This window comes from Fluviicola sp. (assembly GCF_039596355.1).
Lineage (GTDB): Bacteria > Bacteroidota > Bacteroidia > Flavobacteriales_D > Crocinitomicaceae > Fluviicola.
In genome coordinates, this window is the sequence record NZ_JBCNJW010000006.1 from 77,244 (window position 1) to 103,568 (window position 26,325).

At 44.5% G+C, this 26,325-nt stretch carries 24 protein-coding genes; 18 read left to right on the plus strand and 6 right to left on the minus strand.

Annotated elements, in window-relative coordinates; translation table 11 throughout:
• Nucleotides 1-187 precede the first annotated feature (187 nt).
• Nucleotides 188-1,042 carry a Cof-type HAD-IIB family hydrolase gene (locus ABDV94_RS12645; RefSeq protein ID WP_343747554.1) on the plus strand — a complete coding sequence of 285 codons (855 nt, stop codon included), beginning with the start codon at nucleotides 188-190 and terminating at the stop codon, nucleotides 1,040-1,042.
• A gap of 90 nt (nucleotides 1,043-1,132) precedes the next feature.
• Here the strand turns inward: ABDV94_RS12645 and ABDV94_RS12650 are convergent, their stop codons facing one another.
• Nucleotides 1,133-1,876 (minus strand): outer membrane beta-barrel protein, encoded by a 744-nt coding sequence (locus tag ABDV94_RS12650; RefSeq protein WP_343747555.1) that lies wholly within the window; start codon nucleotides 1,874-1,876, stop codon nucleotides 1,133-1,135.
• Nucleotides 1,877-2,175: 299 nt separating this feature from the next.
• Here ABDV94_RS12650 and ABDV94_RS12655 point away from each other — a divergent pair, with 299 nt between their 5' ends.
• The 6 genes from ABDV94_RS12655 (at nucleotide 2,176) to ABDV94_RS12680 (ending at nucleotide 8,240) form a co-directional block, all read left to right on the plus strand.
• Nucleotides 2,176-2,574 (plus strand): VOC family protein, encoded by a 399-nt coding sequence (locus ABDV94_RS12655; protein ID WP_343747556.1) that lies wholly within the window; start codon nucleotides 2,176-2,178, stop codon nucleotides 2,572-2,574.
• Nucleotides 2,575-2,617: 43 nt separating this feature from the next.
• The gene (locus ABDV94_RS12660) at nucleotides 2,618-3,052 is read left to right on the plus strand and encodes a VOC family protein (RefSeq protein ID WP_343747557.1); all 435 of its coding nucleotides are present in this window, start codon (nucleotides 2,618-2,620) and stop codon (nucleotides 3,050-3,052) included.
• Nucleotides 3,053-3,248: 196 nt separating this feature from the next.
• Nucleotides 3,249-4,841: a Na+/H+ antiporter gene (locus ABDV94_RS12665; RefSeq protein WP_343747558.1), complete on the plus strand. Its 1,593-nt coding sequence runs from the start codon at nucleotides 3,249-3,251 to the stop codon at nucleotides 4,839-4,841.
• A gap of 248 nt (nucleotides 4,842-5,089) precedes the next feature.
• A complete protein-coding gene (locus ABDV94_RS12670; RefSeq protein WP_343747559.1) occupies nucleotides 5,090-6,268 on the plus strand; it encodes a M20/M25/M40 family metallo-hydrolase in 1,179 nt (392 codons plus the stop codon).
• Between the two features lie 634 nt (nucleotides 6,269-6,902).
• Nucleotides 6,903-7,904 carry an EamA family transporter gene (locus ABDV94_RS12675; RefSeq protein ID WP_343747560.1) on the plus strand — a complete coding sequence of 334 codons (1,002 nt, stop codon included), beginning with the start codon at nucleotides 6,903-6,905 and terminating at the stop codon, nucleotides 7,902-7,904.
• Between the two features lie 42 nt (nucleotides 7,905-7,946).
• Complete coding sequence (locus tag ABDV94_RS12680) at nucleotides 7,947-8,240, plus strand: NIL domain-containing protein (protein WP_343747561.1); 294 nt, start codon at nucleotides 7,947-7,949, stop codon at nucleotides 8,238-8,240.
• A gap of 86 nt (nucleotides 8,241-8,326) precedes the next feature.
• Here the strand turns inward: ABDV94_RS12680 and ABDV94_RS12685 are convergent, their stop codons facing one another.
• Entirely contained in the window at nucleotides 8,327-9,286 is a 960-nt protein-coding gene (locus tag ABDV94_RS12685; protein WP_343747562.1) for a DUF4421 family protein, read from the minus strand.
• Nucleotides 9,287-9,799: 513 nt separating this feature from the next.
• Between ABDV94_RS12685 and ABDV94_RS12690 the strand changes: the two genes are divergently transcribed.
• The gene (locus ABDV94_RS12690; protein WP_343747563.1) at nucleotides 9,800-11,446 is read left to right on the plus strand and encodes a T9SS type A sorting domain-containing protein; all 1,647 of its coding nucleotides are present in this window, start codon (nucleotides 9,800-9,802) and stop codon (nucleotides 11,444-11,446) included.
• Between the two features lie 568 nt (nucleotides 11,447-12,014).
• On the opposite strand, the gene ABDV94_RS12695 is transcribed toward ABDV94_RS12690, so the two are convergent.
• Genes ABDV94_RS12695 through ABDV94_RS12705 form a run of 3 tightly spaced genes read right to left on the minus strand, consistent with a single transcriptional unit; the run spans nucleotide 12,015 to nucleotide 16,863 of the window.
• On the minus strand, nucleotides 12,015-12,677 hold the full coding sequence (locus tag ABDV94_RS12695) for a hypothetical protein (RefSeq protein ID WP_343747564.1): 663 nt from the start codon (nucleotides 12,675-12,677) through the stop codon (nucleotides 12,015-12,017).
• A 31-nt stretch (nucleotides 12,678-12,708) separates the two neighbouring features.
• Complete coding sequence (locus tag ABDV94_RS12700) at nucleotides 12,709-13,347, minus strand: hypothetical protein (RefSeq protein ID WP_343747565.1); 639 nt, start codon at nucleotides 13,345-13,347, stop codon at nucleotides 12,709-12,711.
• 54 nt (nucleotides 13,348-13,401) lie between these two features.
• Complete coding sequence (locus tag ABDV94_RS12705) at nucleotides 13,402-16,863, minus strand: T9SS type B sorting domain-containing protein (RefSeq protein ID WP_343747566.1); 3,462 nt, start codon at nucleotides 16,861-16,863, stop codon at nucleotides 13,402-13,404.
• Between the two features lie 318 nt (nucleotides 16,864-17,181).
• Here ABDV94_RS12705 and ABDV94_RS12710 point away from each other — a divergent pair, with 318 nt between their 5' ends.
• Together ABDV94_RS12710 and ABDV94_RS12715 are read left to right on the plus strand one after the other, a co-directional pair.
• A complete protein-coding gene (locus ABDV94_RS12710; RefSeq protein ID WP_343747567.1) occupies nucleotides 17,182-17,592 on the plus strand; it encodes a gliding motility-associated C-terminal domain-containing protein in 411 nt (136 codons plus the stop codon).
• Nucleotides 17,589-18,524, plus strand: a complete 936-nt coding sequence (locus ABDV94_RS12715) for a PorP/SprF family type IX secretion system membrane protein (RefSeq protein WP_343747568.1) — start codon at nucleotides 17,589-17,591, stop codon at nucleotides 18,522-18,524. Before ABDV94_RS12710 ends, ABDV94_RS12715 begins: the two co-directional genes overlap by 4 nt.
• Nucleotides 18,525-18,528: 4 nt before the next feature.
• Here ABDV94_RS12715 and ABDV94_RS12720 read toward each other — a convergent pair whose 3' ends face one another.
• Nucleotides 18,529-19,284, minus strand: coding sequence for a DUF475 domain-containing protein (locus tag ABDV94_RS12720; protein ID WP_343747569.1), 756 nt, complete (start codon nucleotides 19,282-19,284; stop codon nucleotides 18,529-18,531).
• Nucleotides 19,285-19,552: 268 nt separating this feature from the next.
• On the opposite strand from ABDV94_RS12720, the gene uvrB reads away from it, so the two are divergent.
• From uvrB to ABDV94_RS12760, 8 genes are all read left to right on the plus strand, one after another.
• Nucleotides 19,553-21,580: an excinuclease ABC subunit UvrB gene (uvrB, locus tag ABDV94_RS12725; protein WP_343747570.1), complete on the plus strand. Its 2,028-nt coding sequence runs from the start codon at nucleotides 19,553-19,555 to the stop codon at nucleotides 21,578-21,580.
• A 31-nt stretch (nucleotides 21,581-21,611) separates the two neighbouring features.
• Nucleotides 21,612-21,998, plus strand: coding sequence for a hypothetical protein (locus ABDV94_RS12730; protein ID WP_343747571.1), 387 nt, complete (start codon nucleotides 21,612-21,614; stop codon nucleotides 21,996-21,998).
• Nucleotides 21,999-22,115: 117 nt separating this feature from the next.
• Nucleotides 22,116-22,427, plus strand: a complete 312-nt coding sequence (locus tag ABDV94_RS12735) for a DUF3817 domain-containing protein (protein WP_343747572.1) — start codon at nucleotides 22,116-22,118, stop codon at nucleotides 22,425-22,427.
• A gap of 19 nt (nucleotides 22,428-22,446) precedes the next feature.
• The gene (locus tag ABDV94_RS12740; RefSeq protein WP_343747573.1) at nucleotides 22,447-23,178 is read left to right on the plus strand and encodes a 2-phosphosulfolactate phosphatase; all 732 of its coding nucleotides are present in this window, start codon (nucleotides 22,447-22,449) and stop codon (nucleotides 23,176-23,178) included.
• On the plus strand, nucleotides 23,147-24,181 hold the full coding sequence (locus ABDV94_RS12745; protein WP_343747574.1) for a zinc dependent phospholipase C family protein: 1,035 nt from the start codon (nucleotides 23,147-23,149) through the stop codon (nucleotides 24,179-24,181). The genes ABDV94_RS12740 and ABDV94_RS12745 overlap by 32 nt, the downstream gene beginning before the upstream one ends.
• Nucleotides 24,182-24,216: 35 nt before the next feature.
• Entirely contained in the window at nucleotides 24,217-24,723 is a 507-nt protein-coding gene (locus ABDV94_RS12750) for an FKBP-type peptidyl-prolyl cis-trans isomerase (RefSeq protein ID WP_343747575.1), read from the plus strand.
• Between the two features lie 106 nt (nucleotides 24,724-24,829).
• Nucleotides 24,830-25,498, plus strand: coding sequence for a porin family protein (locus tag ABDV94_RS12755; RefSeq protein WP_343747576.1), 669 nt, complete (start codon nucleotides 24,830-24,832; stop codon nucleotides 25,496-25,498).
• Nucleotides 25,499-25,614: 116 nt separating this feature from the next.
• Nucleotides 25,615-26,307 carry a porin family protein gene (locus tag ABDV94_RS12760; protein WP_343747577.1) on the plus strand — a complete coding sequence of 231 codons (693 nt, stop codon included), beginning with the start codon at nucleotides 25,615-25,617 and terminating at the stop codon, nucleotides 26,305-26,307.
• Nucleotides 26,308-26,325: the final 18 nt, after the last annotated feature.

The window sequence follows — 26,325 nt, forward strand, 5'->3', positions numbered from 1 at the left end:
GGGACTCTATCCCAATGAAACCGGACTTTTACCCGTCCCGATAGCGTTCGACTGAACTCACACCGAAGTCTATCAGGATTACAAATTTGTAAAAATGGTGTAGTTAAGGATTAATATTCAAACTCAAATCACCTTTCAAAACCACCAATCAACACACAATTTCCGCCTCCCTCCAATATTGACCCGAATGGCTCGTTATTACTTTACCGATAAACAACAAACGATGCATCACTCTCCAAAGGTCACTCCGAACAACCATCCTCATTCAATCAAAGCGGTCTTCTTCGATATCGACGGCACGCTGGTCAGTTTTAAAACGCATACCATTCCGGATTCAACGGAAAAGGCACTGAAAGAACTCCGGCAAAACGGAATCAAAGTGATCACCGCAACCGGCCGTTCGATCGGTGCCCTTGAGTCACTTCGCTACCTGGATTTTGACGGGTTTGTGACCTTCAACGGCGGCTACTGTATCACCAAAGAGTCGGAAGTGTTGCTCAAGGAAGAAATCAATCCGTCAGATATCAAACAACTGCTGGATTATTCCCTGGATCAGTCGCTCAATTTCTCCCTGATGTATCAAAATAAAGTCTTAGTGAATGAGATCACACCCGATATTGTGCGCATGCATCAACACGTGGGATTACCGCTTCCTCCGCTGGTAGACCGGAACAACATCGATTTCTCCGATATCATGCAGACCAATGTGTTTATTTCCCCGGAAAGGGAGAAAGCATTCATGGAAAACATCATGCCCAACTGCACCTCATCGAGGTGGACACCACTTTTTGCAGATGTCAACCCGAAAAACATCAGTAAAAAAGTAGGATTGGATGCATTCTGTAAACATTTATCCATTGATATTTCAGAAACGATGTCCTTCGGAGACGGTGGAAACGACATCACCATGCTCCGGCATGCAGGAATCGGCGTTGCAATGGGAAATGCATCGCCGCACGTGAAAGAAAGTGCCGATTACATAACAGATGATTCTGACAGCGATGGCATTCTGAATGCACTGCGTTATTTCGGACTGCTTTAAGTCCCATTTTTCCATAACTGATTTCCCCGAGAAGTCTTTCATTCTTTCCGGGAATATCTACCTGGTTACCTGTCAAAAAACAACCTGATCTCAGAAAAGCTTGAAGGAGCAGCTTACATTCAAACCGGCATTCCAGTAATAAGCCGACTCTGCCAGGTTGGTTTCAATCGGAATGAAGGAATGTCTGAATGTAGGAACCGCTCTCAGGAACACCCAGTCATTGACTTGGTACTGAATACCAAATCCAACGGTTCCGGAAAAGGTATTGTCACGGTACGGTGTATGAAAAATCAGGACCGGCACAAATTGATTGTTAACCGTTTCCCGGTTGAAGTGCTTGATGGAACTGTGGCGCATGTGATTCCAGACCAATCCTATGGAAGCAACCAGCTGTAAGCGTTTGTCCTTTAGAATCACATAATTCATCGTAAGCGGAACATCCAGGAAATTGAAGTTGTAATGATCTTTCATATCTCCTTTAAACGCCGGCTCCGGATTACCTCCCATAAACATGACTCCAAGTGCAGGTCGGCGCTGGTATCCTTTGAATGAATACTGTGCTCCCGTCTCAATATACATATCCCGGGTCAGGTAGTATAAGACGTGTCCGCCGGCAGAAAACCCCAGTCGTGGAGCAAACATCTGATTCATTTGATCTTTGTGTTTGTTCCAATCCTGTTCCGGTTTCTTCTCTATGTTGTGGAGCGTGCGGTAATTAAAATCCGGTGAGGCATTTACCCCGATGGCAAAACGTTTGAACTTAACATCCTGTTTTTCAGGCTGAGCGAAGGAATAAACAGATGTACAGAGGAATAAAATGAATAGTGTCTTCATATGTAGCAGATGTTTGAATGCGCACAAAGTTAACCTTTTTGCAGGATTTCCCCCGGTTTCCCAATCAGAAAAACAGAAAATAAATCCGTGTTTTTCAAGAATCAATGATTGGTTCGTAACAACCGCTAAAAAATCTCGTGTTACCTTTAAGAAGAGATGAGGTTCATTTTGTGGATGTTGATGTGTTATTCAACTAAAAAGGACATGAGAAGAATGTTGCAAACCCCGAAGTGCTGATCAGGAGGCTTCATTGCTGCATTTTCCCGTTAAATACTAATTAGAAACAAAAACAATATCGTATGGAACAACCAGTGAGAAATCCCTTTACATGGGTAGAAATTTATGTCAGCGATATGGCGCGCGCTCAAACCTTTTATGAGGCTGTACTGCAACAACAACTCGTTGCAATGCCGATGCCTGACACGGAAGTGTTGGCTGGCATGCAAATGCTGAGTTTTCCGTTTACCGAAGGTCGTCCGAACATCAGCGGCGCATTGGTTAAAATGGAAAACAGGAGTCCCGGATCCGGTGGAACGTTGGTTTATTTTGCCTGTGCAGATTGTTCTTCAGAAATATCCCGGGTGGAAGCTGCGGGAGGAAAAGTACTGCAACCCAAGTTTTCAATCGGGGATTATGGTTTTTGCGGAATCTGTATCGATACGGAAGGAAACACCATAGGTTTTCATTCCATGACCTGAATTATTTTATGATCTCAACATTAAATTTCAAATTAAAAAGAACATGGCAACAGTAAACACGTATCTGACCTTCAACGGGAATTGTGAGGCAGCATTTGACTTCTACAAATCCGTATTCGGAGGAGAATTTACCTACATCGGGCGCTTTGGCGAAATGCCGGCAAGTGATGAGTACCAGGTTCCCGAAGGGGACAAAAACAAGATCATGCACGTTTCGCTGCCTATCGGCTCGTCTGTATTGATGGGAAGCGATACCGGCGAACACTATGCAGCGTCGTTCCTTCAAGGAAATAATTTCTCTGTTTCCATCACCGCGGACAGTAAAGACGAAGCAGACAAAATTTTCAAGGCTTTATCTCAGGGCGGACAGGTAACTTTACCTTTGGACTTCATGTTTTGGGGAGATTATTTCGGCATGCTGGTTGATCAATTCGGAATCAACTGGATAATGAGTTTTAACGAACAGCAAAACAGCTGATTTATTGGACATTAAAAACGAAAGGCCCGACGGTTATTCTTTTCAGGGTAACCGTTTTTTTTATGCTTTCAGGTCTGCACAAACGGATTATTTCGTTCGTTTCTTCCGCCCCATTCAACAATTTTTAGTAGTATTGGAAAAATCTTGTGGAACAATAAATCCGTTCTCGAAAGAGACAGCATATTCCTGAATTCTGATGCATACTATTTTACCTTTTCTGCTTGCAATGATCGCCGTGATCGTGTTGCTGAACATGTGGGCAAACAAACTTAAAATTGCTTATCCGATCCTGCTGGTTGTAGCGGGGCTTCTCATCAGTTTCATTCCCGGATTACCGGTAGTTAAGGTGAATCCGGATTTGATTTTCATGATTTTCCTTCCACCTTTACTCTTTGAAGCGGCCTGGACGATTTCATTCAAGGAAATGAGAAAATGGTGGCGCATCATCGGGAGTTTTGCTTTCCTGGTGGTCTTTTTCACCGCTTTGTCTGTGGCGGTTGTTACCAATTATTTCATTCCCGGATTCACCATTGCACTCGGGTTTCTGCTGGGAGGAATCGTCTCTCCTCCCGATGCGATAAGTACCGGAGCGCTCACCAAATTTGTCAAAATCCCGAAATCCACTTCCGCGATCCTGGAAGGTGAAAGCCTGCTCAACGATGCTTCTTCGCTGATCATTTTCCGGTTTGCTCTCATAGCCGTTGGTTCCGGTCAGTTCATCTGGCAGGAAGCCGCACTGAGTTTCTTCTGGATGGTAATCGGAGGAGCCGGAATCGGTTTGGTTGTTGCCTGGTTGTTTGTTCAGGCACACAAACGCCTTCCCACCGATGCACCTTCCGATATCGCACTGACGCTGATCGAACCGTATTTCATGTACTGGATTGCGGAGCAGATTCATTGTTCGGGCGTACTTGCCGTAGTAAGCGGCGGGTTGTTCATGTCGGCCAGAAGACTCATCTTTTTGAACAGCGCCAGCCGAATCAAGGGATTCAGCGTTTGGGAAAGTTTTGTGTTCATCCTGAACGGTATTGTCTTTTTGCTGATCGGGCTGGAACTCCCGGAAATTGTAGACGGACTGCATGCTGACGGCATTTCGCTGAAAACGGCAATCGGCTACGGGGTGCTGGTAACCGGTGTATTGATTCTTGCCCGGATCATCAGTTCATACACGGCCATGATTTCTACCTTGATTTTTCGTCCGAGTGTGGCCCCTTCCCGCAATATGACCAACCGCAAAAGACAAATGCTGCTGCTCCCGCTCATGCTTGGCTGGACGGGAATGCGCGGTGTGGTTTCACTTGCTGCTGCTTTGGCAATCCCCGCTACAATGGACAACGGATTGCCCTTTCCTCACCGGAACCTCATTTTATTCATCACGTTTGTTGCCATCCTGCTCACATTGGTTGTTCAGGGACTCACTCTTCCCTATTTTATCCGGCGCACCGGCGTTTTTGATGCCTTTGACAATGAAAAAACGGAGGAAGAAACCCGTCGTAAAATGAAACAGGGATTGAAACAACACGTGTATGAACTTTTGAAAAGCAAATACGAAAACGAACTGAACGGACATGCCGGAATGGAGAAATTCCTGAAGCAGTGGGAAGAAAAAAGCAAAGCTTCGGACGACAGCTGGATGAATGCAAAAACCAAAGCGCTTTTCATCGAAGTACTCGAAAGTCAACGGGAATACCTCACCGAACTCAACAAAGATCCGAAGATCAATGAAGAAATCATCCGCCAGCAATTATACCAGATCGATTTGGAGGAAGAACGGATAAAATCGGTGTAATCATTTTTAATGGTTTGATGCGGCCGGCTTTTTTACCTATAGAGATTATCTATGAGTTCGACATTTTTGCAAAATGCGATTTCGTGATATTGCGAAATGCCATCATCCGGGAATCGCTGATGACACAAATGCTGCTGGCACAATTCTTACGATAGAAGGACAAAACCTCAGCCATTTCAGGATTTTCTGTATTCCATTATTCTTTCCAGAAGAATATCCGTAACTTTCCGTTTCAATCATAAAACCATATGATGCGGATTTTCGGGCTTTTCATTACTTTATTTTCTTTTTTGAATGTGTTTGGACAAGATGCCCGGATACAGGAAATTCTGACTCATTTCAGTCCGGATTCGGTTCGTGCCGAAATACGCCGGTTGAGTGGCGATATTCCCGTAACGATCAACGGAGGAACGGTGACCATCAAATCCAGGTTATACAACAATCCCGGGAACAACCAGGCTTTTCAATACATCCGCCAGCGGTTCACGGAATACGGACTGCAAACGCAGGGACAACCTTTCTCTACCAACGGCGTGAATCTGCTCGGGATTAAACCTGGGACTCTGTTCCCGGACCGGGTTTGCATCATCGGTGCACATTACGACAATTTGCCAACCGGCCCCATAGCTCCGGGAGCAGATGATAATGCCAGTGGTTGTGCAGCAGTACTCGAAGCGGCTCGTCTTTTGGCCAATGTTGACCTTCCGAATACCGTCATTTTCGCAGCATGGGATGAAGAAGAACTCGGATTAATAGGCAGTAGCGCCTATGTGACTAAAGGCATCTACGGATCGTCGTTTTTAGGATATATCAACCTCGACATGATCGGCTGGGACGGAAACGGTGACCGCGTAGCGGAAGTACATACCCGGCCAATCGCCGGATCAGTGGCACTTGCAAACAAAGTACTGGAATGCAACGAAGCATACCACATCGGGCTGGTGCTGCAAGTACACAACCCGGGAGTTGTCAACACCGATCATTATTCGTTTTGGCAGGGCGGCTATACAGCTGTCGGGATCAACGAGCAATACGATGCGGACATGAATCCGAATTACCACCAGGTGACGGATCAATACCAGCATCTCGACACAGCCTATCTGAGTGCCAATGCCCGGCTGGCGATTTCCGTTCTTTCCACACTTGCTTTCGACAAAAGTCAGATTGGTGATCCGGCAGAAATTGCTTCACAAGCGAAACTTTATCCCAATCCGGTAGCAACGAACCTCACGGTTGAATTTCCACGCGCGATCGTAGCACCTTTCACGGTTGAAATTGCAGATGCACGCGGGCGAATTGTTCTGTCGACAACCAAATCAGAAACTTTTAAAGTCACTCTTCCGGTCGATGCTTTATCTGCAGGTGTTTATTCGGTCATTGTCCGTTCCTCCGGTTTCAAATCGAGTTACCCGTTTGTCAAGCATTAACGTAGAATCTCAACTACGTACTGGCGATTTTTTATAGAAAAGAGGGGCTTTTATGACTTTGCTCACCTTGCCTCTTCGCGTTAAAACAAGTACCATTCATGAACCGAAAAGGTGCAAAGAACGCAGAGGATCCCCCAAGATCATCTGGATTTTGCGCAGCGCCTTTTTGTTAATAAAGTTAAATTTCCATTATTCTATAGAATTAATAGAAAATAAGTTTTAAGTTTGCAAAGAATTCGTTCGGTAAAGAATTTAAGCTAAAAAAATGAAGCGTCCTTTTATCACATACAATTGCATTTGGCGTTCATCTAAGATGAATCGTTATTGTATGGCCATGCAGGTCAAAAAACAGTGTATCGGATAATAAGGAAACTTACAAAGATTGAATAAATCCACCGATGCAAATCATCCGGTGGATTTTTTTTATACGTTAATTTTTAAGTAATGAGAACACAAGCAGCAATTAAGACACAACAATCGGCACGCAAGCATATGAATACGATGAATTGGGCCATGTATCGCTGTATGTTTTTGCATAGCCTTATACCGTAAAAACCCTTCAAACTAATTAGTCGGAGGCTTTACGGTAAAACGTAAAGCCTTTTTTTATTTCATCATAATTCAATATACAATCATGAACACCAACAAAAGCAACTGGTTGATACCATTAGCATTCGCCAACATCTATGTTATCTGGGGGATAACATTCCTGGCCATTTCTTACGGACTGAAGGGGTTCCCTCCTTTCATCCTTTCAGGTCTCCGCTTTTTCATTGCAGGAGCAATCATTTACGGATACCTGAGAGCGAAAGGCGAAAAGGCCAATTCATGGATTAACTGGCGGAAAAATGCCATTACCGGGATACTGGTTTTGACCGGTGGAACAGGTTTGGTGGGTTGGGGAGAACAATATGTCAGCGCATCCGAAGCAGCGATCGCCATTGCAACGGGGCCATTCTGGTTTATTGCAATCGACAAGAAAAACTGGAGATACTATTTCTCCAACAAGCTGATCCCGATCGGGCTAGTGTTAGGGTTTGCCGGATTGACCATCTTCCTTGGCGGAAGCATGCATGCTGAGAGTGCCGGTTCGGTGAGTACATCACTGCGCATCACGGCATTCATTGTATTGGCTTTGAGTTCGATCAGCTGGGTTCTGGGATCGCTGTATTCCAAAAACAACCCGGCCAGTCATTCGACCTTTATGAACATTGCGCAACAGTTGATTACGGCAGGAGCTGCTTCTTTCCTGATCGCCTTGTTCCGAAACGAATGGAGCGGATTTTCAGTTGCAGATGTACCTGCTGAAGCCTGGTCTGGTTTGCTGTTCCTGGTATTACTCGGGTCGATCGTGGCCTATGTTTCTTACATCTGGTTGTTGTCCGTGAGACCGGCCGCTTTGGTCAGTACGCATACCTACATTAACCCGATCGTGACGGTTGCTGCAGGAGCAATTATTGCAAACGAAGTGATCAACGGAAGCCAGCTTTTGGGTCTGTTCATCATTCTTTCGGGAGTTTTGCTGACCAATGTCACCAAGTACCTGAAACTCTCCAATCGTTCCAAGGTGAAAATCCGAAGAACACTCCGAAGCTGGAACAGAATTTATCCGGCAGTTGTCAGACGACAACAATAGAAAAGTATAGTGAATTACACACAAATTATTACATCAGAAATCATGACAATACCGCAATCATACCATGATAAACTTCAACAGCAACACGAAACGGGACTGTTTCCGCTGGTTGAAGTGGTACTGGAAGGTACAATCTCTTTCGAGAAATTCCTCTCTGAGGTGTACTACAAATTCCAGATTCCGCACAAAGTCGTTAAAGCGGACATCGAATACAAAGGAGGTTCTTCTTTTGGGAAGTTATTGCTCTACCTGCAGGGAAACCAGGAGGAAAATGCACGCATGATCCATTTCTTCAAACAGCGCAACATTCAAAACAGCGTGAAAGGGTATGCCTGAAAACCGGGTTTCATGAATCCGGGTTATGAATACTGATTTATAATCCGGATTTATATCCCTTTAAAACCGGCGTCTCACTAATCATATCACAACCAACTCTTCTTCCAATCCAAAATCCAACCGCAATAAACCAGGACCGAATTGTAGGCATTGTTGTAGGTACTTGTTTTAACGCGACTCCCGGTAACAAGGCTGTATGCCGACAAACCGGTGAAGAATCGCTTGTTGGTATAGATAAATCCGGCTTTAAAATGATTCACAAAACCAGCTGTAAAAAAGTACTTTTCCGGAACCGTCCGCATAAAATTAAAGCCCAGTTGCGGGATTTCAATTGCTGAAATGATCCAGTGCTTGTTGATTACCCAATTGTAGCCGTAACCTCCCCCCAGATCAAATCCGTTGACCATTAGGTTGGTGAACCCATTAATGGAATCGAAGGCAGGTTTGGTCGATTCACTCAAATGATCCAGCGAAAACCGGTCGTTGCTGAATGCCCCGGAAACAATAAACGATCCGGCGCTCTTCAATTGCCTGCTTACAGGCGTGAACCCAGCCGAATAGGAATACTTGCGGTAATTGAAGACGTAATCAACCTTCAGTTTGGAGGTAATGATGCTGATTTCATTTTCCCGGTTGGTAATAATCGTATCAGATAGCTTTCCCGTCTGCGCAAAACTCAGGGTGTAATCCAGGTTTCTCAGGTACGACAAATTAAACTGGATTTGAAACGGACGATATCCTGATGAAAAGCGAAAATCCATGTTCCTTCTCGAATGATCCGGATTCAAACTGAAACTGTAGCCCGCATTGATCCATTTATAGCTGATCGCACCACCGAGTTGAAACAGGCTTCCCGTTCCGAAGTTTGCTTTCAGCAACGTGCTGTCTGTGAGCCTGGTCGTAAAAGTGATATTTTGTGTTTTATAGGTAGAAATGATTTTCGGAACGACTTTCCCATAATTACTTTCGATATAGTTGCTGTCTGTTTGTGCCAAAAGACTTTTACCGGAAAGCAACAAACACAAGAACAGGAACCAATTTCTCACGGGCAAACAGTATGATTGACCTTACAAACGCATTTCTCGTTCTAAAAGTGTGTCTTGCGTTATTTTTTCCGGCTCTGTGAAAAGAAAAACCGTTTTGAGACACACATTCCGGTGAATTGCTTAGTTTTATATCCGATCGATTTATTTCAAACAGCCATCATCGCCGCATGTTATCTTTGATGAATATCCTTTTTCTATTGTCGGCATTATCTCCGTTGATGATTTTCCTGGATTACCGGAGAAAAAAGAACATCCGTTTTTCATTGATCTACCTGACCGTTTTTTACGCGGTTGCATTCGCGGTATTTTACTTCGCATATGACTACGGGATGATTTTTGCTGCTCTTGCCCCTATCCTGCTGTTATTCATTTGTCTTACAAAAAGAGGAAGTAAAAACCGGTCCTGACACCCCCAAGGGGTAACCCCTGAAATGCGTCAACCTGCTTGATTTCATGTATTTAAGGCTGGAAGTATCCATACCTTTGTTCCATAACATATCAAAAGAACTACACATGAAAAAAAGACTTTTACTCATTTTTCTAGCCATCACCTTTCATTTTTTATCTGACGCTCAGTGTACTGTGAGTATCAGTGCCGCTGATTCGCTTATTTGCTCAGGAGACACTGCTGCTCTAACAGCTTTCACCGTCGGAGAAGGTCATGAATTGGATGGCTCAAACATTGGGGGAAACAACCAGCGCGGAAACATGTTTGATATCGTTGCAACCAACGCGGTAACCATTTTCGGTTTCGATGTTTCGCCCATGGGAAATACTACGATTGAGATTTACTACAAAGCCGGGACATGGAACGGTTTTGCAAATACGCCTTCTGCATGGACATATGTAGGCTCAGCACCGGTTGTCTATACAGGCGGATTCGTTTCGGTGGCATTTCCTATGAATATAACCATTCCTGCAGGACAAACTTATGGGTTCTATATCACTTCCAACTCGACATTTACAAGTTTGAACTACTCAAACGGTAACGCCGTTGGAAATGTGTACTCTTCAGATGCGAACATTACCTTCCTGGAAGGAGGAGGTTTGGACTATCCGTTTACACAAGGAACCGGAGCGGTTTACCAACCACGTGTATGGAACGGAAGAATCCATTATGCAGTTTCCATCCCGGCTTCAACGACTTATTTGTGGGGTCAGGGACAAACAACCGGACAGATTTCTCAACCATTGACCAGCGCAACCACTTATACGGTTGAGTCAACAGTTCCTGGTTGTCCGACGATGTATGATACGCTGACAATCAATGTTTCTACACCATACGTAAACGCAGGTTCAAATGTAAGTGTATGTGCCGGCGATTCTGTTACGTTGACTGCAACCGGTTCGGCAACATACAGCTGGGATCCGGTTATTACAAACGGTCAGACATTCCTGCCGTTGGCTTCAGCAAACTATGTTGTTACCGGAACCGATACAGCAGGTTGTGTGGCAATGGATACGGCATTTGTGGAGGTATTTCCACTACCCGGCGTAAGCGCCGGAGCAGATCAAACGATTTGCCAGGGAGCTTCTCTGACACTTTCAGCAACAGGAGCTGATACCTATGTTTGGAATCACGGTGTGACTAACGATGTTCCGTTCGAGCCAATTGCAACAAATACTTACACCGTAGTCGGAACAGATGTACAAGGTTGTCAAAACACCGATTCTGTTACCATCGCTGTTTACCCGTTCACAACAGATATTACTGTAAGCGGTGAGATTATCCTGATCGGAAACCCCTGGTCGGGTGTAACATACCAATGGATCAACTGTTCCACAAACCAGGTAATTGCCGGTGAAACAGGACAGGCATACCTTGCAACCGAAAACGGATCATACGCTATAATTATTTCAAACGGACAGTGTACGGATACAACTGATTGTGTTACTGTAAGCACAGTAGGTCTCGGTGAAAACTCACTGGACAACCTGGTTTCTGTTTACCCGAACCCAAGCAACGGAACATTCGTGATCCGTGCAGCCGCTAATTCGGATCTGGAAATTACGGATCTGAACGGACGTTTGGTCAAGAAAATCCATCTGAACAACGCACAAACGGAAATCGAATTGTTTGAAACAAACGGAATCTACCTTGTGAAATGGATCAAGGAAGGACGTTCGGTTGTAAAGCGCATCGTTATTCAAAAGAACTAACTAGTTTCTTCATCAAAATCAGTCAGAGATACTCTGAACTTCCTGAGATTAGTGCCGGCAAATGCCGGCACTTTTTTGTGGGGCATATTCACAATCCATTCGGTTTATGCTTCCTTTTCACTATGTCGATGCTTTCCTGGCCAGTTCTTCCGGTCCTAAATCCAGGTTCAGATGCACCCCCAATCAAAAGAAAAAGGGGAACCGAAACCGGATCCCCTCTATTCGTGTCAAAAAATAAGTTGCTTATTTTCCGCTCAATGCAACGGAACTCAATGAAGTATCTCTGTTTACATCCGAATCATCGGTGTGTAGACATGTTTCCCTTCTGCTTCCATTTGTAACTCATCTTCCTTAGACTCTTTCTCTGTAAAAGAGCATTATATCTTTGCCTGGCAGATCACTATTTCCACTTGTGCAGAAGCATCTGAACCGGTTGAATCCTTGTTGTAAGTGATTGATTAATATGGGGCCAAATGTATCAATTAAACCGAAACGAACACAACACGCTTCAAAAAAACTTCCCAGATCTTCCCCAAACCCTTACCGGATCTAAATAAATGAATTCCAATTATTTTTCTTTCAGGGTAAAACTACTCTTTCCGGAATTCGTACCCTGGTTTTCTCCATCATACAATACAGTGCTTCCGGACTCCGATTCCAACTGTAATTCCTTTTGTTTGGATTCCTTTACCGTAAAAATCAGGACGCGTTCTCCTGCCAGATAAGTCTCATTCGAAGAATAACTCATCGTGGTTGCTCCCTGCTCCGTTTGTGTAAAGTTGTATCTCTTTGCCAGCACATTAAACAGCACGCGCTCATTCTTTTTAAAATCATCGCCTTTGTTTTTCCCTACAAAACTCCAGCTTCCGCTGTACACGGTTCTGTATGTTAACTTCTTCCCACTATCCATTTCGGTATATTCTTCTGTCCGTGTCCAGGAACCGTCTTTTTCGATCAGCCAGTCAAAGGCATTTACTCCACCGGAATGATTCGCGGTGCTTGATTCCCCTTGCGGGTTCGTGTTCGTTACAGAAGACGAATAGGATGTCTCGTTTGTAGTGCGGGAAGCGATCGTTTTACTTCCATCGGAATTCACGGAAGTGGAATTCTCTTCGGACGAAACAACCTGCCATTCATTGGCCATTTTTCCTTGAGTACTTTTCGCACAGGAAATCATTGCAGCACTTAAAAGCGTGATGCTCAACAGGTATAAAAAATGCTTTTTCATCATGTGTTTAATCTAAAATGGTGATTGAATCGGGTTAATTTAAAGTGACACTTAATTTTTTAATCAGTGTCTGGGTTTCGGAGCCGCTGCCTGAATAGAGGTTATTTGCTTCGTATTCCATTTCAAGCAATTTTTTCCCTGATTCCTTCACTGAAAAAATAAGGGATTTCTCCCCCGTCAGGTAACTCGTACTGGTTGTAATGTCTGACGAAAGAATCTGCCGTTCTTCCAGAAGCAAGACATTGAAAATAACCCGCTCGTTTTTCTTGAACTCATCGGTTTTATTATTCTTGATAAAGCTCCAGGTACCGCTATGGGTAGTAATCAAATCTTCCTGAATACTCCCTGACGGATTCCTCAAATGTTTTTTCCAGATCCAGGTTCCGTCTTTTTTGATCGACCACGAGTTTTCCACCACAGTCAAAGTACTTGAAGTGGTTTCAGTGGTACTATCACTCGGAGAAGTATGCGTTGTTTTGATCGTGTAGGAATTATCCGCACTGACCTCGGTGACTAATAATTTTTCCCCGGTTTGACTCACATAATTATACTCCTGGCTGGATGAAACAACGTTCCAGTCGTTCACCATTTTTCCGCGTGTTGTTTTTCCACAGGAAATCACTCCGGCTGTCAAAAAGACAACTGACAGCATGTAAACAGAAATTCTCTTCATTCTTGTTGATTTAAGTTTTGTTTAAAGGTAGAAGTCGTTCTTCCGCCCAGGTTGTTATCGCAGCAGGTTCACGTGTCCGTTAAACTCCGTTGGCATCCCAAAGCAATCTTCGTAGATCACAGAAACGGCATACATCCCTGTCGGACAAATTTCTCCCTTGTAGGTTCCGTCCCAACCGGAAAAGTTTCCGGCTTCTGAGAAAATCTCTTCGCCCCAGCGGTTGAAAATCCTCATACTTCTAATTTCCACATTTTCTCCCTGGAATTCATACCGTTCGTTATGTGAATCGCCATTCGGAGTAAACGAATTCGGCAGATAAAAAAACTGCTCGTTTTGCAGGTTCACATAAATGGAATCCCAGGTTTCGCCGCACGGATTGAAGGCATGAAGCGTGTACCAGCCGGATTCGGTGAAATCCGTTCCGACCAGTTCATTGTTCGGAGAGAAAATCTCCAGCGCGTAATTCGTTTCCACCTGTAGCGCCGAAACGGAAAGTTGTCGCTGGCAGTCCTTGATGGAATCTTCCGGGAAGAACAAATCAACTTCCGTATAGCGGCGCACCTGCATCGAATCGGTGATGCTTCCGCAGACATTGGTCAAGGTACAAGAATACATTCCTTCCTGGCTGATCCATTCGGTTGCCGTCTGCGAACCGGAACTCCACTGATACGATCCGCCTGAGCCCTGAGCTGTATACGCAAAACCGACTCCTACTTCAAAACACGTATCTAAAACCGCCGGCAGATTCAGTTCCGGGAAATGATTGATTGTTACGACACAGCTCTCAGTGCTTGTTCCGCACACATTGGACGCTGTGACGGTATAGGTTCCCGAAGCAGAAACAGCAAGCTGGTTTCCGGTACTTCCATCCGACCAAAACACCGAAGTTGTACCGCTAAATACCGGTGTCAATGTGATGGATGCACCGTTTGAAATACACGAATCGATGGAGGCAACCCATTGGATTTCCGGAAGCGGAATTTTGGACACCAGCATCGAATCTGTAACACTACCACACACATTGGTCAACGTACAGGAATACGTTCCTTCCTGGCTGATCCATTCCGTTGCTGTTTGAGAACCGGAACTCCATGCGTATGATCCACCCGAACCCTGCGCTGTATAAGCAAATCCAACTCCGATTTCAAAACAGGTATCTAAAACCGCTGGTAAATCCAGTTCCGGCAGACGATTGATCGTTACGGTGCAGGATGCAGAAGTCGTTCCGCAGGCATTGGTTGCCGTAACGGTATACGTTCCCGAAGCAGAAACCGAAAGCTGGTTCGTCGTGCTTCCATTAGACCAAAGGACGGACGTTGTGCCGCTAAAAACCGGGGCAAGGATCAATGAACCACTAACAGGAAGACACGAATCAACGGAAGAAGCCAGTTGAATATCCGGCAAATCGGTTTGTGAAACGGCAATGGTTGCGCTGACCGTTCCACAGACATTACTTGCTTCCAGGGTATACGATCCCGGGCCGGAAACACTTCTCGGAATGAAAATACTTCCGTCTTCCCATAAAATGGTTGATCCCACGGAAACAACCGGGTTGAGGTTTACCGGGAAGTTACCTTCACACACAACCAGCGGTGCGGTATTGGTAATCACAGGAATCGACCGAAATTGAACGACCATAGAATCTCTTAATGTTTTACAGTTGTCGGAAACTTCTACCCAGTAAGTTCCGGAAGTAGTAACCGTTAACGATGCCCCCGTTGAGTTATTGCTCCACAGGTATTGAACAGGAGAATTCGGATTCAAAATCGTCGGAAAAAGTGTGTAGGAGCCTCCTGCTCCGGATTGGAAACAAACCGTTGTATCTGCAGGCAAACTCATCGTCAGATCCGAATGCTGCATCACCGGAATAATCGTATCAATCAACTCACAGCATTTGGTGTCCAAAACCCGGACAATCACCGTATCTTCCGTATGTACCGTCAGTGTATTTCCGGTTGAAACCGTACCGTCTGACCAATAGAAAGTCGGGGCAGTAAATCCGGCAGTGTTTGCACTGATCGTGGATTCCTCACAACCGGAGTTTTGCACCAGGTCAAGGGAAGTGTTCATACAAAATTCAAAAGGAGGAAGATCATCCAGGATGATTCCGTTCTGGAAGCTCATGGTGTGCGGAAAATTATTCATTGGAAGTAATTCAGTCATAGCAGGAACAATGTTCACACTTGTCGGTACAGTGATTAACTGGTAACAATCTTCCACTTCATCCAGGTTTTCATTCAAAATCACCTGATTGATATCATACATCTGGTTCGCGGCAGATGCTATTTCTGAAGACACAAAGTAATGCTTGCCATTCATCAGACGACTGTTCCCAGTCATAATGATTATCCCATTAATCCCATTAGAAACACCCGATTGGCTCCATGACGCCATACCCAGAGAACTCGTATTGGGTTTATAAACCAAAATAGATTGCTGCACGTTTCCACTTTTATCTGTCTCCATTACATAAGGAAAAGCTCCTCCCAAACCTATTCCTCCCATAACACCGATCCTTGTTCCAAAAAATACATATCCGGTTGCCGTTTCATTCATTGATTCCCAGAATGTAAAAACAAGGGGAGAATTGGAGCCTATTTCATAATTGTTTGAAAACAGGACATTTCCAAGAGTATCACACTTGGTCATAATGAAATCGTCCTGAACAATACCATCCCAGCGAGCACTGTTGATGATCAGGTTCTGATTCAAATCCTGATGGATTCTATATCCGAAATATCCTGCATTTCCAATATGCGATATATTCAGCCATTTTTCCAGGAATACTGTACCATTTTCATTGATTCCTATTAAAAGAGGCATTGCAGTTCCTGTCATTAAGTTCAAATCCTGAAAAGCTCTGGAGTAACCAGTGATGTAAAATTTACCGTTGCGTATTTCCGTTGCGTGAGCAAAAACATTCGTGATACCTCCAGAAATCAATGATCCTGGAATAACTCCCTGCTTTAGGGGAGTTTCCCAAACCAGGTTTCCCGTTTGGGAAGAAACCGCCATTGCTTTCCCCAAAGACACGTTTAAAGAATCCAGCACTCCACCTACCAGAAAAAATCTCCCGTTTGCATAACGCATGCAGGAAAAAAACGCTTTGGTGGTCAGGTTACATTTAGACCAATACAGGTTGCCCGTTTGTGCAGACAACTTAAAGTAAAAGGGATACAGATTAGCTTGTCGACGAACTGTCCCACAACCAAATACGGTATCTCCAACCTGATCCAAAAAAGAAATAATCGTTTCATCTGCCGGGTTATTGGTAAATGCCAGGGTCTTCATCCAGATTGTCTGGTGCAGCGCATTTTGTTTAACAACCAGTCCTTTCTTGTCCTGAACTCCGCCTACGTAGGTATTCCCGGCATTGTCAGCAACTATATTCGCCGCGCGTTCATCCGCATTGGGTGTTCCGATCAGGCTGCTTTTGATATCATTTTGAGAAAACGCAGGTTTCACCCAAAGAACCAGGCATAAAAGTATTGCATGAAGTAGTATCGATTTTCTCATAGCTAAGTAGTTAAATTCCCTGATTAAATCTAGGGAAAATTGAGGCCAATCCCATAATAGGACTTCCTGTTCAGTTCAACGGCCCCAGGCAATGAAACGTTGGTTCAGAACCAAGAAACAAAATGCAAAACACTAATTATCAATACTTAAAAACAGTTTATTTTTAATTAACATATCAATCATTCTAAAAACAGCTTCATTTCTTCTGTCCCAATCGTTTAGTAAACCTTCCCACTCATTGATTCTGGAAATCTATCCATCAAGTGGTTGATTCTAAGTGAAAAATCACGACTTTTGTCAAAAGAAAATTCAGCCGTCATGTATCGACTCCTTTTTTTAATTCCTGTGCTGGCACTTACGTTGAGCTTCAAAGAAAAGCAGCAGCCTGTTTTCTCCGAAGAGGCTCTTTCTTTGTCATATCCATCTTCCGGTGATACGCTAAAGATCAACGACCTGATCTTTGCAGATTTTTTCTCTCCGAACAGCGACGGCTACAACGATCAGTACATCATCCTGAATGTCCTCAACTACCCGACTAATACTTTCAAGGTATTCAACCGCTGGGGTGAAATGGTTTACTATGCTTCACCGTACAAAAACGAGTGGAACGGAAAAACCAACCAGTCCGGCTCCATGCTCGGGGAAGATTGTTCTCCCGGAGTTTATTATTTTGAATTCAATGATGGAACAGGAAATATTGCAACCGGACACATTACTCTGAAACGATGAAAAAATGGATACTCCTTTCGGCATTAATCGTTTCCGCGCTTAATTCCTCCGCACAATTAAGAACTTACTACAGCCAGTACATGCTTAACCAGGGAATTTTCAATCCCGGTTACATGGATATCACTACGCGCTTCAGTGCTACGCTGAATTTCAGAAAGCAATGGGTCTCCAGTCTGGAAACGCCCCTGACCTTTTCTGCCAACGGACATTACCACATTACACCCAATCACGGTGTGGGGATGGTTGCACTGACTGATTACACAGCCGGTGTAAACACGATCGAAGTGAGCGGAGTGTACAATTACCACATTTGGCTGGGGGAAAAAACGGCGCTTGGTCTTGGTGTGAAAGTTGGTTACCAGCAGCGCTCCCTGCAAACAGATTACATTTATTTCAGTGAAAAGGAACCGACTTTGGATAACCGCATTTCGAGAGGACTGAATCTAGGAGTAGGATTATCGATCCAGTCGGAAAACTTTGACTTCGGGGTTTCCATGCCGAGCTTGTTTGATAACGCACTGGCTGATCCCTCCACGATTTACGCCACAACTTACAATCACTTCTTTTCGCATATCGGCTACAAGATCCGCTTCAACGACAACATCATCTTCTACCCAACTGCTATGGCACGCATGGTGAAAGGCTCCAAACTCAACATGTCTTTTGACGGGAACTTCCTCTTCGGACAGCTGATCTGGGTTGGAGGAGGCTATCAGTCGGACAATGGAGTAACCGGAAGTTTGGGCTTGTTCCTCGAAAAAGGTTTGCGGATCGTTTACAGCTATCAAACCAGTTTCTACACGCCGCATAAGCATCTGCAGAATACGCACGAAGTGACCCTGAATTTCGCCAGATCGATTGACGATCTTCCTTTTGCGAAACGCAAATACACCACACGTAAAGGAGGACAGTTCAGAAAGAAATTGAGATAAGTGTTTACTTTTTCTTCGCTTTATGAAGCAAGATCGGAACGATGAAAATGGCCAGTGTCAATGCTGATACACACAGATCAAAATGCTCGGATTCGATCCAATGCGTGGATGGTACGAAATGAACCAGCAGAGCCAAACACAGTTTAATTCCCAGGATTCCGATCACCAAAAATGCTGAATTTTCCAGGAACGGATATTTTTCCATCAATACCACGAAGTATTTTGCGACGTAGCGCATTGCCAGAATCCCAATAAATACACCGATGCAGATCAGTACAACGTTTTCGGAATATGCTACCACCGCAAAAATATTATCGATAGAGAACACGATATCCATGAATTCCACCGCCAAAACCGTAGACCAGAAAATCCCGATCGCACCGACCGTGGAACGATAAATAAAACTCTTCTTGGTATCCTGGACTTCTTCATCGATTTCGTCCTGTACGCTCTTCGCGCGGAAATGCTTCACGGCCATGTATATCAGGTAAGCTCCACCGATCGGTTTGAACCACCAAATGCTCAAAATGGATTCGACCAACACCAGGGCAATTCCGCGGAACAAATAGGCCCCGAGAATTCCGTATTTCAAGGCTTTGGACTGCTGTTCTTTCGGAAGGTCTTTCACCATCGTTGCCAGAACCGCCGCATTGTCGAATGACAGGATAATTTCCAGGAGTAAAATTCCAAAAATCAAGAAAATAGCATTCAGCGGATGCTCGGTCATTAATTGGGCAAATTCCTGGAATTGTTTCATCATGGCTTTAAATCTGTTCTGCTTGGGTGCGACTCAAAAATGCAAAGATACGCTTATATTCATTTGGGGAAGCTTTCGGTGGAATATCTTCTTTCATTGCTTTCGAATACAGGGGTAAACGCTTCGATTTTCGGAAAACATTTATGACGAAATCAACTACTTACCCGGGTAATGGTTCGCTATATGGCGATATGGGAATAGCGCGATTTTAGGAATTTTCCGCCCTTCTCAAAACGACGATTCAGAAACAGAATTTCGTATATTTGTTTCTATGGATTTCCAACTCACTTCAGAATTTAAACCAACCGGTGACCAACCGCAGGCAATCAAACAATTAGTTGCCGGAATTCGCGACGGACAGTTTGCTCAAACGCTTCTCGGAGTGACAGGAAGTGGGAAAACCTTTACGATGGCAAACGTGATCCAGGAAGTGGAAAAACCAACCCTGATCCTGTCGCACAACAAAACCCTGGCGGCTCAGCTTTACGGAGAATTCAAGCAATTTTTCCCGAATAACTCTGTGGAGTACTTCGTCAGTTATTACGATTATTACCAGCCGGAAGCCTACTTGCCCGTAACAGATACATACATTGAAAAAGATCTCCAGATCAACGACGAAATTGAGAAGCTGCGGCTCTCGGCAACTTCCGCACTTTTATCGGGAAGAAAAGATGTGATTGTCATTGCGTCGGTGAGTTGTATCTACGGGATCGGGAACCCGAATGAATTTGCCAATTCAATCATCGGGATCCGGGTCGGACAAAATATTTCACGCAATAAATTCCTGCTGAGGCTGGTCGAAAACTTGTATTCCCGCACGGAAGCCGAATTCAAACGAGGAACTTTCCGGGTAAAGGGCGATACCATCGATATTTACCTCGCATACACCGATTATGCCCTGCGCATTGAATTTTGGGGTGACGAAATTGAGCGCATCCGCACCATTGATCCGGAAAACAACTCGGAACTGGAAACATTCCAGGAAATCAATATTTACCCGGCAAACATCTTCGTTTCAAGTCCGGAAAACACCCGCAGAGCTATCGACCAGATTGGCGAAGACATGGTGATCCAGGTAGAGAATTTCAAGAAAGAAAAGAAAATACTCGAAGCCAAACGTTTGGAAGAACGAACTTCCTACGACATGGAAATGATGCGCGAGCTGGGCTACTGTTCAGGGATCGAGAATTATTCCCGTTATTTCGACCAGCGTGATCCGGGAACACGTCCCTTCTGTTTACTTGATTATTTCCCGGACGATTACCTGATGATCGTAGATGAAAGTCACGTAACCATGCCGCAGATTCGTGCCATGTACGGCGGCGACCGTGCACGGAAAATCAACCTGGTGGAATACGGATTCCGCTTGCAGGCTGCCATGGACAACCGCCCGCTGACATTCGACGAATTCCAAACGCTGATCAACCAGATTGTGTATGTTTCTGCTACACCGGCAGATTTCGAACTGGAACAATCGGAAGGAGTGGTCGTAGAGCAGTTGATCCGTCCTACGGGCTTGCTCGATCCGGTGATTGAAGTACGACCAAGTTTGAACCAGATTGATGACCTGATCGAAGAAATTCAGCTACGAATCGAAAAAGACGAGCGCACACTCGTAACGACCCTCACCAAGCGGATGGCGGAAGAATTGCAGAAATACCTGGACAAATTGGGAATTGCCTGCCGTTACATCCACTCCGATATCGATACCATAGAACGCGTGGAAATTCTACGTCAGCTCCGCCTGGGAGAATTTGACGTACTCATCGGGGTGAACCTGCTCCGGGAAGGATTGGATCTTCCGGAAGTGAGCCTCGTTGCGATCATCGATGCGGATAAAGAAGGATTCCTCCGAAACGAACGCTCATTGGTTCAAACTGTCGGGAGAGCCGCACGAAACGTCAACGGCTTCGTGATTATGTATGCCGATAAGATCACCGATTCGATGCAGAAAACGATCACCGAAACGGAACGCCGCAGAAAAATGCAGATGGCATACAACGAAGAAAACGGCATTGTTCCTACTCCGCTCAACAAGTCGAAAGAAGTCATTCTTAAATCGACCAAAGTAGCCGACGGAGATCCTGAAACCCGTTCTCAAAAAGATTACTACGCAGGTTCCGATACGCATTCCCTGGTTGCAGAACCGGCACTTCATTATGCCAATCCGGAAGAACTGGAGAAAGCCATTACTGCCAAGCGCAAACAAATGGAAAAAGCTGCCAAGGAACTGGATTTTATCGAAGCTGCCCGATTGCGTGATGAACTATTTGAATTGCAAGCAAAAAGAAAGCAGTAGCTTCCGAAAATATAATCTATTTTAGTACTCCATGAAAAAACGTTTTTACATTCTCCCCCTGTTCGTCCTGGTTCTGCTTGCATCCTGCAACAAACCGCTTCTGAAGTACAATTCCGAATTCGAAGGAACCTGGTACAGCGAACCGCAATACAATTCCGTGATGGGCAAATTTGTATCGGATCAATTTACCTTTTCGGGAAAAACGGGGACATACCTGATCGACTGCCAGGACACCTGCGCACCGAACTTATGCACCTGTACGGGAACACTGACAGGAACGTCGGAAATCAATCAGCAGAGAGACAAAATCCGTTTGAATTCACAGACTCCTCGTGTATTTGAATTGAATGCGGAACCGTATCAGGAAGGAAACTACTGGTACATGGAAGTGGACGGAAAGAAATATAAAAAGCAATAAACTATTCTGTGGGGACGCGATGCATCGCGTCCCCACAGAATCCCCACAGAAACCGATTAATCGGTGAATGGTACCTTTTCAAATCCGCTTAAACCCTAAATTTGCAAACAAAAAATCATGAATTTCAAGTCAGCTTTAGGTGCTTTGCGCATTGTCGGAATCCTCGAAGGAATCTCTTTTTTATCATTTTTGGTTACCATGCCGTTGAAATACATGATGGACATCACGGCTCCCAACAAAATCGTCGGGATGGCACACGGAGTTTTGTTCATCGCTTACGTATTTTTGGTGTTTTGGGCCTCCACTGAAACAAAATGGGATTTGAAAACTAAATTCTGGGCTTACCTGGCTTCTTTACTGCCTTTCGGAACCTTTGTTGCAGACGCAAAGATCTTCAAACCGACTCAGGAGTCTCTGAAATCCATTTGATTTTACTACCTTCGCGCTTATGTCAGATACCAGAAAGCTTATCGAAGTATGCTACACTCCGGGCGAGTATGCTTACTTTAAAGGTGAATTTGAAATAGTTGTTGTAATCGATGTTCTGAGAGCTACATCAGCCATTTGTGCCGCTTTTGATAACGGAATTGCTTCCATTATTCCCGTTCCGACGGTAGAAGAAGCCTGGGAATACAAACAAAAGGGATTTCTGGCAGGAGCCGAACGCAAAGGTCAGATCGTAGAAGGTTTTGACTTCGGAAACTCCCCGTTTTCATACATGAAAGAAGAGTTCAAAGGACAAGAAGTAGTACTGACAACCACCAACGGAACCAAATCGCTGGATGTAGCAAAAGATGCGGAAATTGTAGTAGTAGGTTCATTTCTGAACCTGGATTACCTGAATCAGTGGTTGGAAAAACAGAATAAAAATATTTTGTGCCTGTGTTCCGGATGGCAGGATAAATTCAACCTGGAAGACACCATCTGTGCTGGAGCAATTTGCGAATACCTGATAAATACAGGAAATTTCACTTCCGTTGAAGACTCTTCCATTGCAGCTAAATACTTATTCCTCTCAGCAAAAGACAATTATCTCGGATTTTTGAAGTCGAGTTCGCACAGAAGACGATTAAAAAACCTAAATTTGAATGAAGACATCAAGTATTGTTTGACTCCGAATCAAACAAACGTGATTCCAATTTTAAAGAATGGTAAACTCGTCAACATTTCGGAGAACTAGTTTCTTCCTGCTACTTTCACTGTTTATTTCAAACACGGGGAACGCCGTTCCCCTTCCCTGGTCACAAAAACTTCCGGAGCCTGCACTTTGGGGATTTTTCGGCCACAAACGCATCAATCGCGTAGCCGTTTTCACACTTCCGCCGGAACTGTTCGGGTTCTTCAAAGAGAACATCGAATTCATTACCGAACACGCCGTGGATCCGGATAAACGCAGGTATGGCGTGGATGGCGAAGCACAACGGCATTACATAGACATTGATCATTACGCTGCCGGAGGGCAAAATCCCTTCGAAATCGTGCCCAGACGCTGGGAAGATGCCGTAGCCAAATTTACGGAAGATACCCTTCAGGCATACGGAATCGTTCCGTGGCACATCCTGGTAATGAAATACCGCCTGCAGAAAGCATTCGAATCGAAAAACATCGACCTGATTCTCAAAAATGCCGCAGAAATCGGGCATTATATCGGCGACGCACACGTTCCGCTCCACACAACAGAAAACTACAATGGGCAGATGACCGGACAGCGTGGAATCCACGGTTTGTGGGAAAGCCGGATCGTGGAACTGAACGCCGAAGAATACGATTACTTCGTGGGAAAAGGAAAATATGTCACCAAAGTTCTCGATTTTGCCTGGGAAGCTGTGCAAGCTTCCAATGCTGCGGTTGATTCAGTTCTGAGTATCGAAAAAGAGCTCACAGCCGAGTTTCCAAGCGATCAGAAATACACCTACGAAACACGCGGAAACGTAGTGATCCAAACCTATTCCAAAGCGTTTTGCGACGAATACCAGAGACGCATGAACGGAATGGTGGAACGCCGGATGCGCCAGGCCATTATTGCCGTTGGCTCCATTTGGTACACCGCCTGGGTCGACGCCGGACAACCGGATTTATCCAAACTCACGCACAATCCTCCTTCCGCAGAGTTGCTAAAAGAACTGGAAGAATTGGAGAATTTATACCAGCACACTGAACACAAAGGCACTATTTGTGATTAGTTTGCGTTACCTTTATAGCCAAATAATTCAGTTTTATGACAGTAGACACAAACACAGTGGTTTCCTTGCATTACAAGTTGACCAATCACAAAACAGGTGAACACATCGAGGAAACATCTGAAACTCATCCGATGGAGTTTTTGTACGGAATAGAGCGCATCATCCCGGCATTCGAAGTCAATATTCATGGTTTGAAAGCAGGAGACAAATTCGAATTCTCGATTCCTTCCGCAGAAGCATACGGAGATAAGCAGGATGACCATGTGGCTATCATTCCGATCGCAGTATTTTTTGACGAATCCGGAAAAATTGACGAAACGCAAATCAAAGTCGGAGCAATCTTGCCGATGACAGACAATGAAGGAAATCACCTGAGAGGAACGATCCTGGAGTTGACGGATGAAAACGTAACGATGGATTTCAATCACCCGCTTGCAGGAACAGATTTATTCTTCCAGGGAACGGTTTTGGACGTTCGCGAAGCAACTGCAGATGAAATTGCTCACGGTCATTCCCACGGTGCGCACGGACACCATCATTAATAGAAGTTAGAATGGAGAATTGAAAAGGAAAAAACCGTTCAATTCTCCATTTTCAATGTTTCCTGGCTCATTTTTGCTGCAAATGTGCCGCATCAAACAAAATGACATGAATTTAAAAACCACCTTAATCATCGGGGCTTTCGCGCTCCTTAGCAGCAATTATTCCATTTCCCAAGATTTAAAACACGAAATCGGGATTCACGGCGGAGGTTCTCTTTCTGCTTACTTGGGTTATCAGGCTTCTCACACATTTGACAGAGCCAATTCAGGTGTATTTTATGGCATCGGCTATCAATGGAACCTCAAAAAGCACTTTTCACTTCGCACCGAAATGAATTCCGAGCGGAAGGGATCTATCAGGCAAGCCAATGGTTCTCCCAGCTCCCGAACCTACACCAACCTGGATTATTTCACCCTCCCGGTTTTCTGCCAGTTTCATTTCGGAAACCGGGTTCAGTATTTTCTTCAATTCGGACCTTATATCAGCGGGCTTTCAAAAGCGGTGGAACGTTTCCCCAAAACAGCGGGTAACAACTACCAGGAAACCATCAACGATGTAGGTTACCGGTATACACAATATGAAATCGGTGCCAGTCTCGGCACGGGAATCGCCACCTATGTCTCTCCACACCTTAAATTATTTCTGGAATGCCGGTATAACCAGGGAATCACATACCTCCTCCATCATTCCAAGCACTCCAACAGTTCCAATATGCGCAATTTCAGTTTAACCGGCCTGGCAGGACTCCATTATTGCTTCGGCAAAAAAGGATAAGGTATTTTCAAAGACACAAATAAAGAAGCGTTTTTTCTTCAGAAAAACGAGGTAAAATCAAACTATTTCCCCGTTTATTCGTTATTTTACGCTGTATTATGCTATCAAACAACATTATGAAACGTTTCTTAATCATCTGTTCACTTGTATCCATCGGAAACAGTGTGAATCTGCATGCTCAAAACAGCATGTTTGACCTGGGTCTGGAAGGTGGACCGAATCTGAGCACCATGCTCATCAGCAGCAGCAATCCGGCGTTTGATTTCAACCCTGATCCTGCTATTTTCGGATCAGGAGGTTTTATCTTTCAATACAATTTTAAAAATTTCCTTTCCCTTAAAAGCGGTCTTTCCTACCAACGGAAAGGATACCAAATAAAGGACCTTAACTACACGGATCAATCCGGAAATCCTATTGGAAACGGAAGAGCATCTTCCCGCTTTGACTACCTGACCTTTCCTGTTTTAGTGAAAGCGAGTTTCGGAAAAAAGGTTCATTTCTTTGTCAATGCAGGCCCTTACGTTGGTTACCTCCTGTCAAAAACAGATTTGATGAAAATAAACGGCAATAAAACCATTTATAAAGATCCGTTAGACGCTACCGGCATCAATCGCTGGGATTTTGGTATTGCAAGCGGTGTAGGAATCTCCATTCCGGTGCGGACATACTGGGCAATCTCTGTAGAATTACGCAATTATTCGGGACTGCTTGACCTCACAGCATCCAATACAACCAAATGGCTCACAAACACAACCGATCTGCGCGTGGGTGTTGCCTATAAATTGGGATTTTATAAAGACGCGGAATAAATCAACCAATGAAAAGCA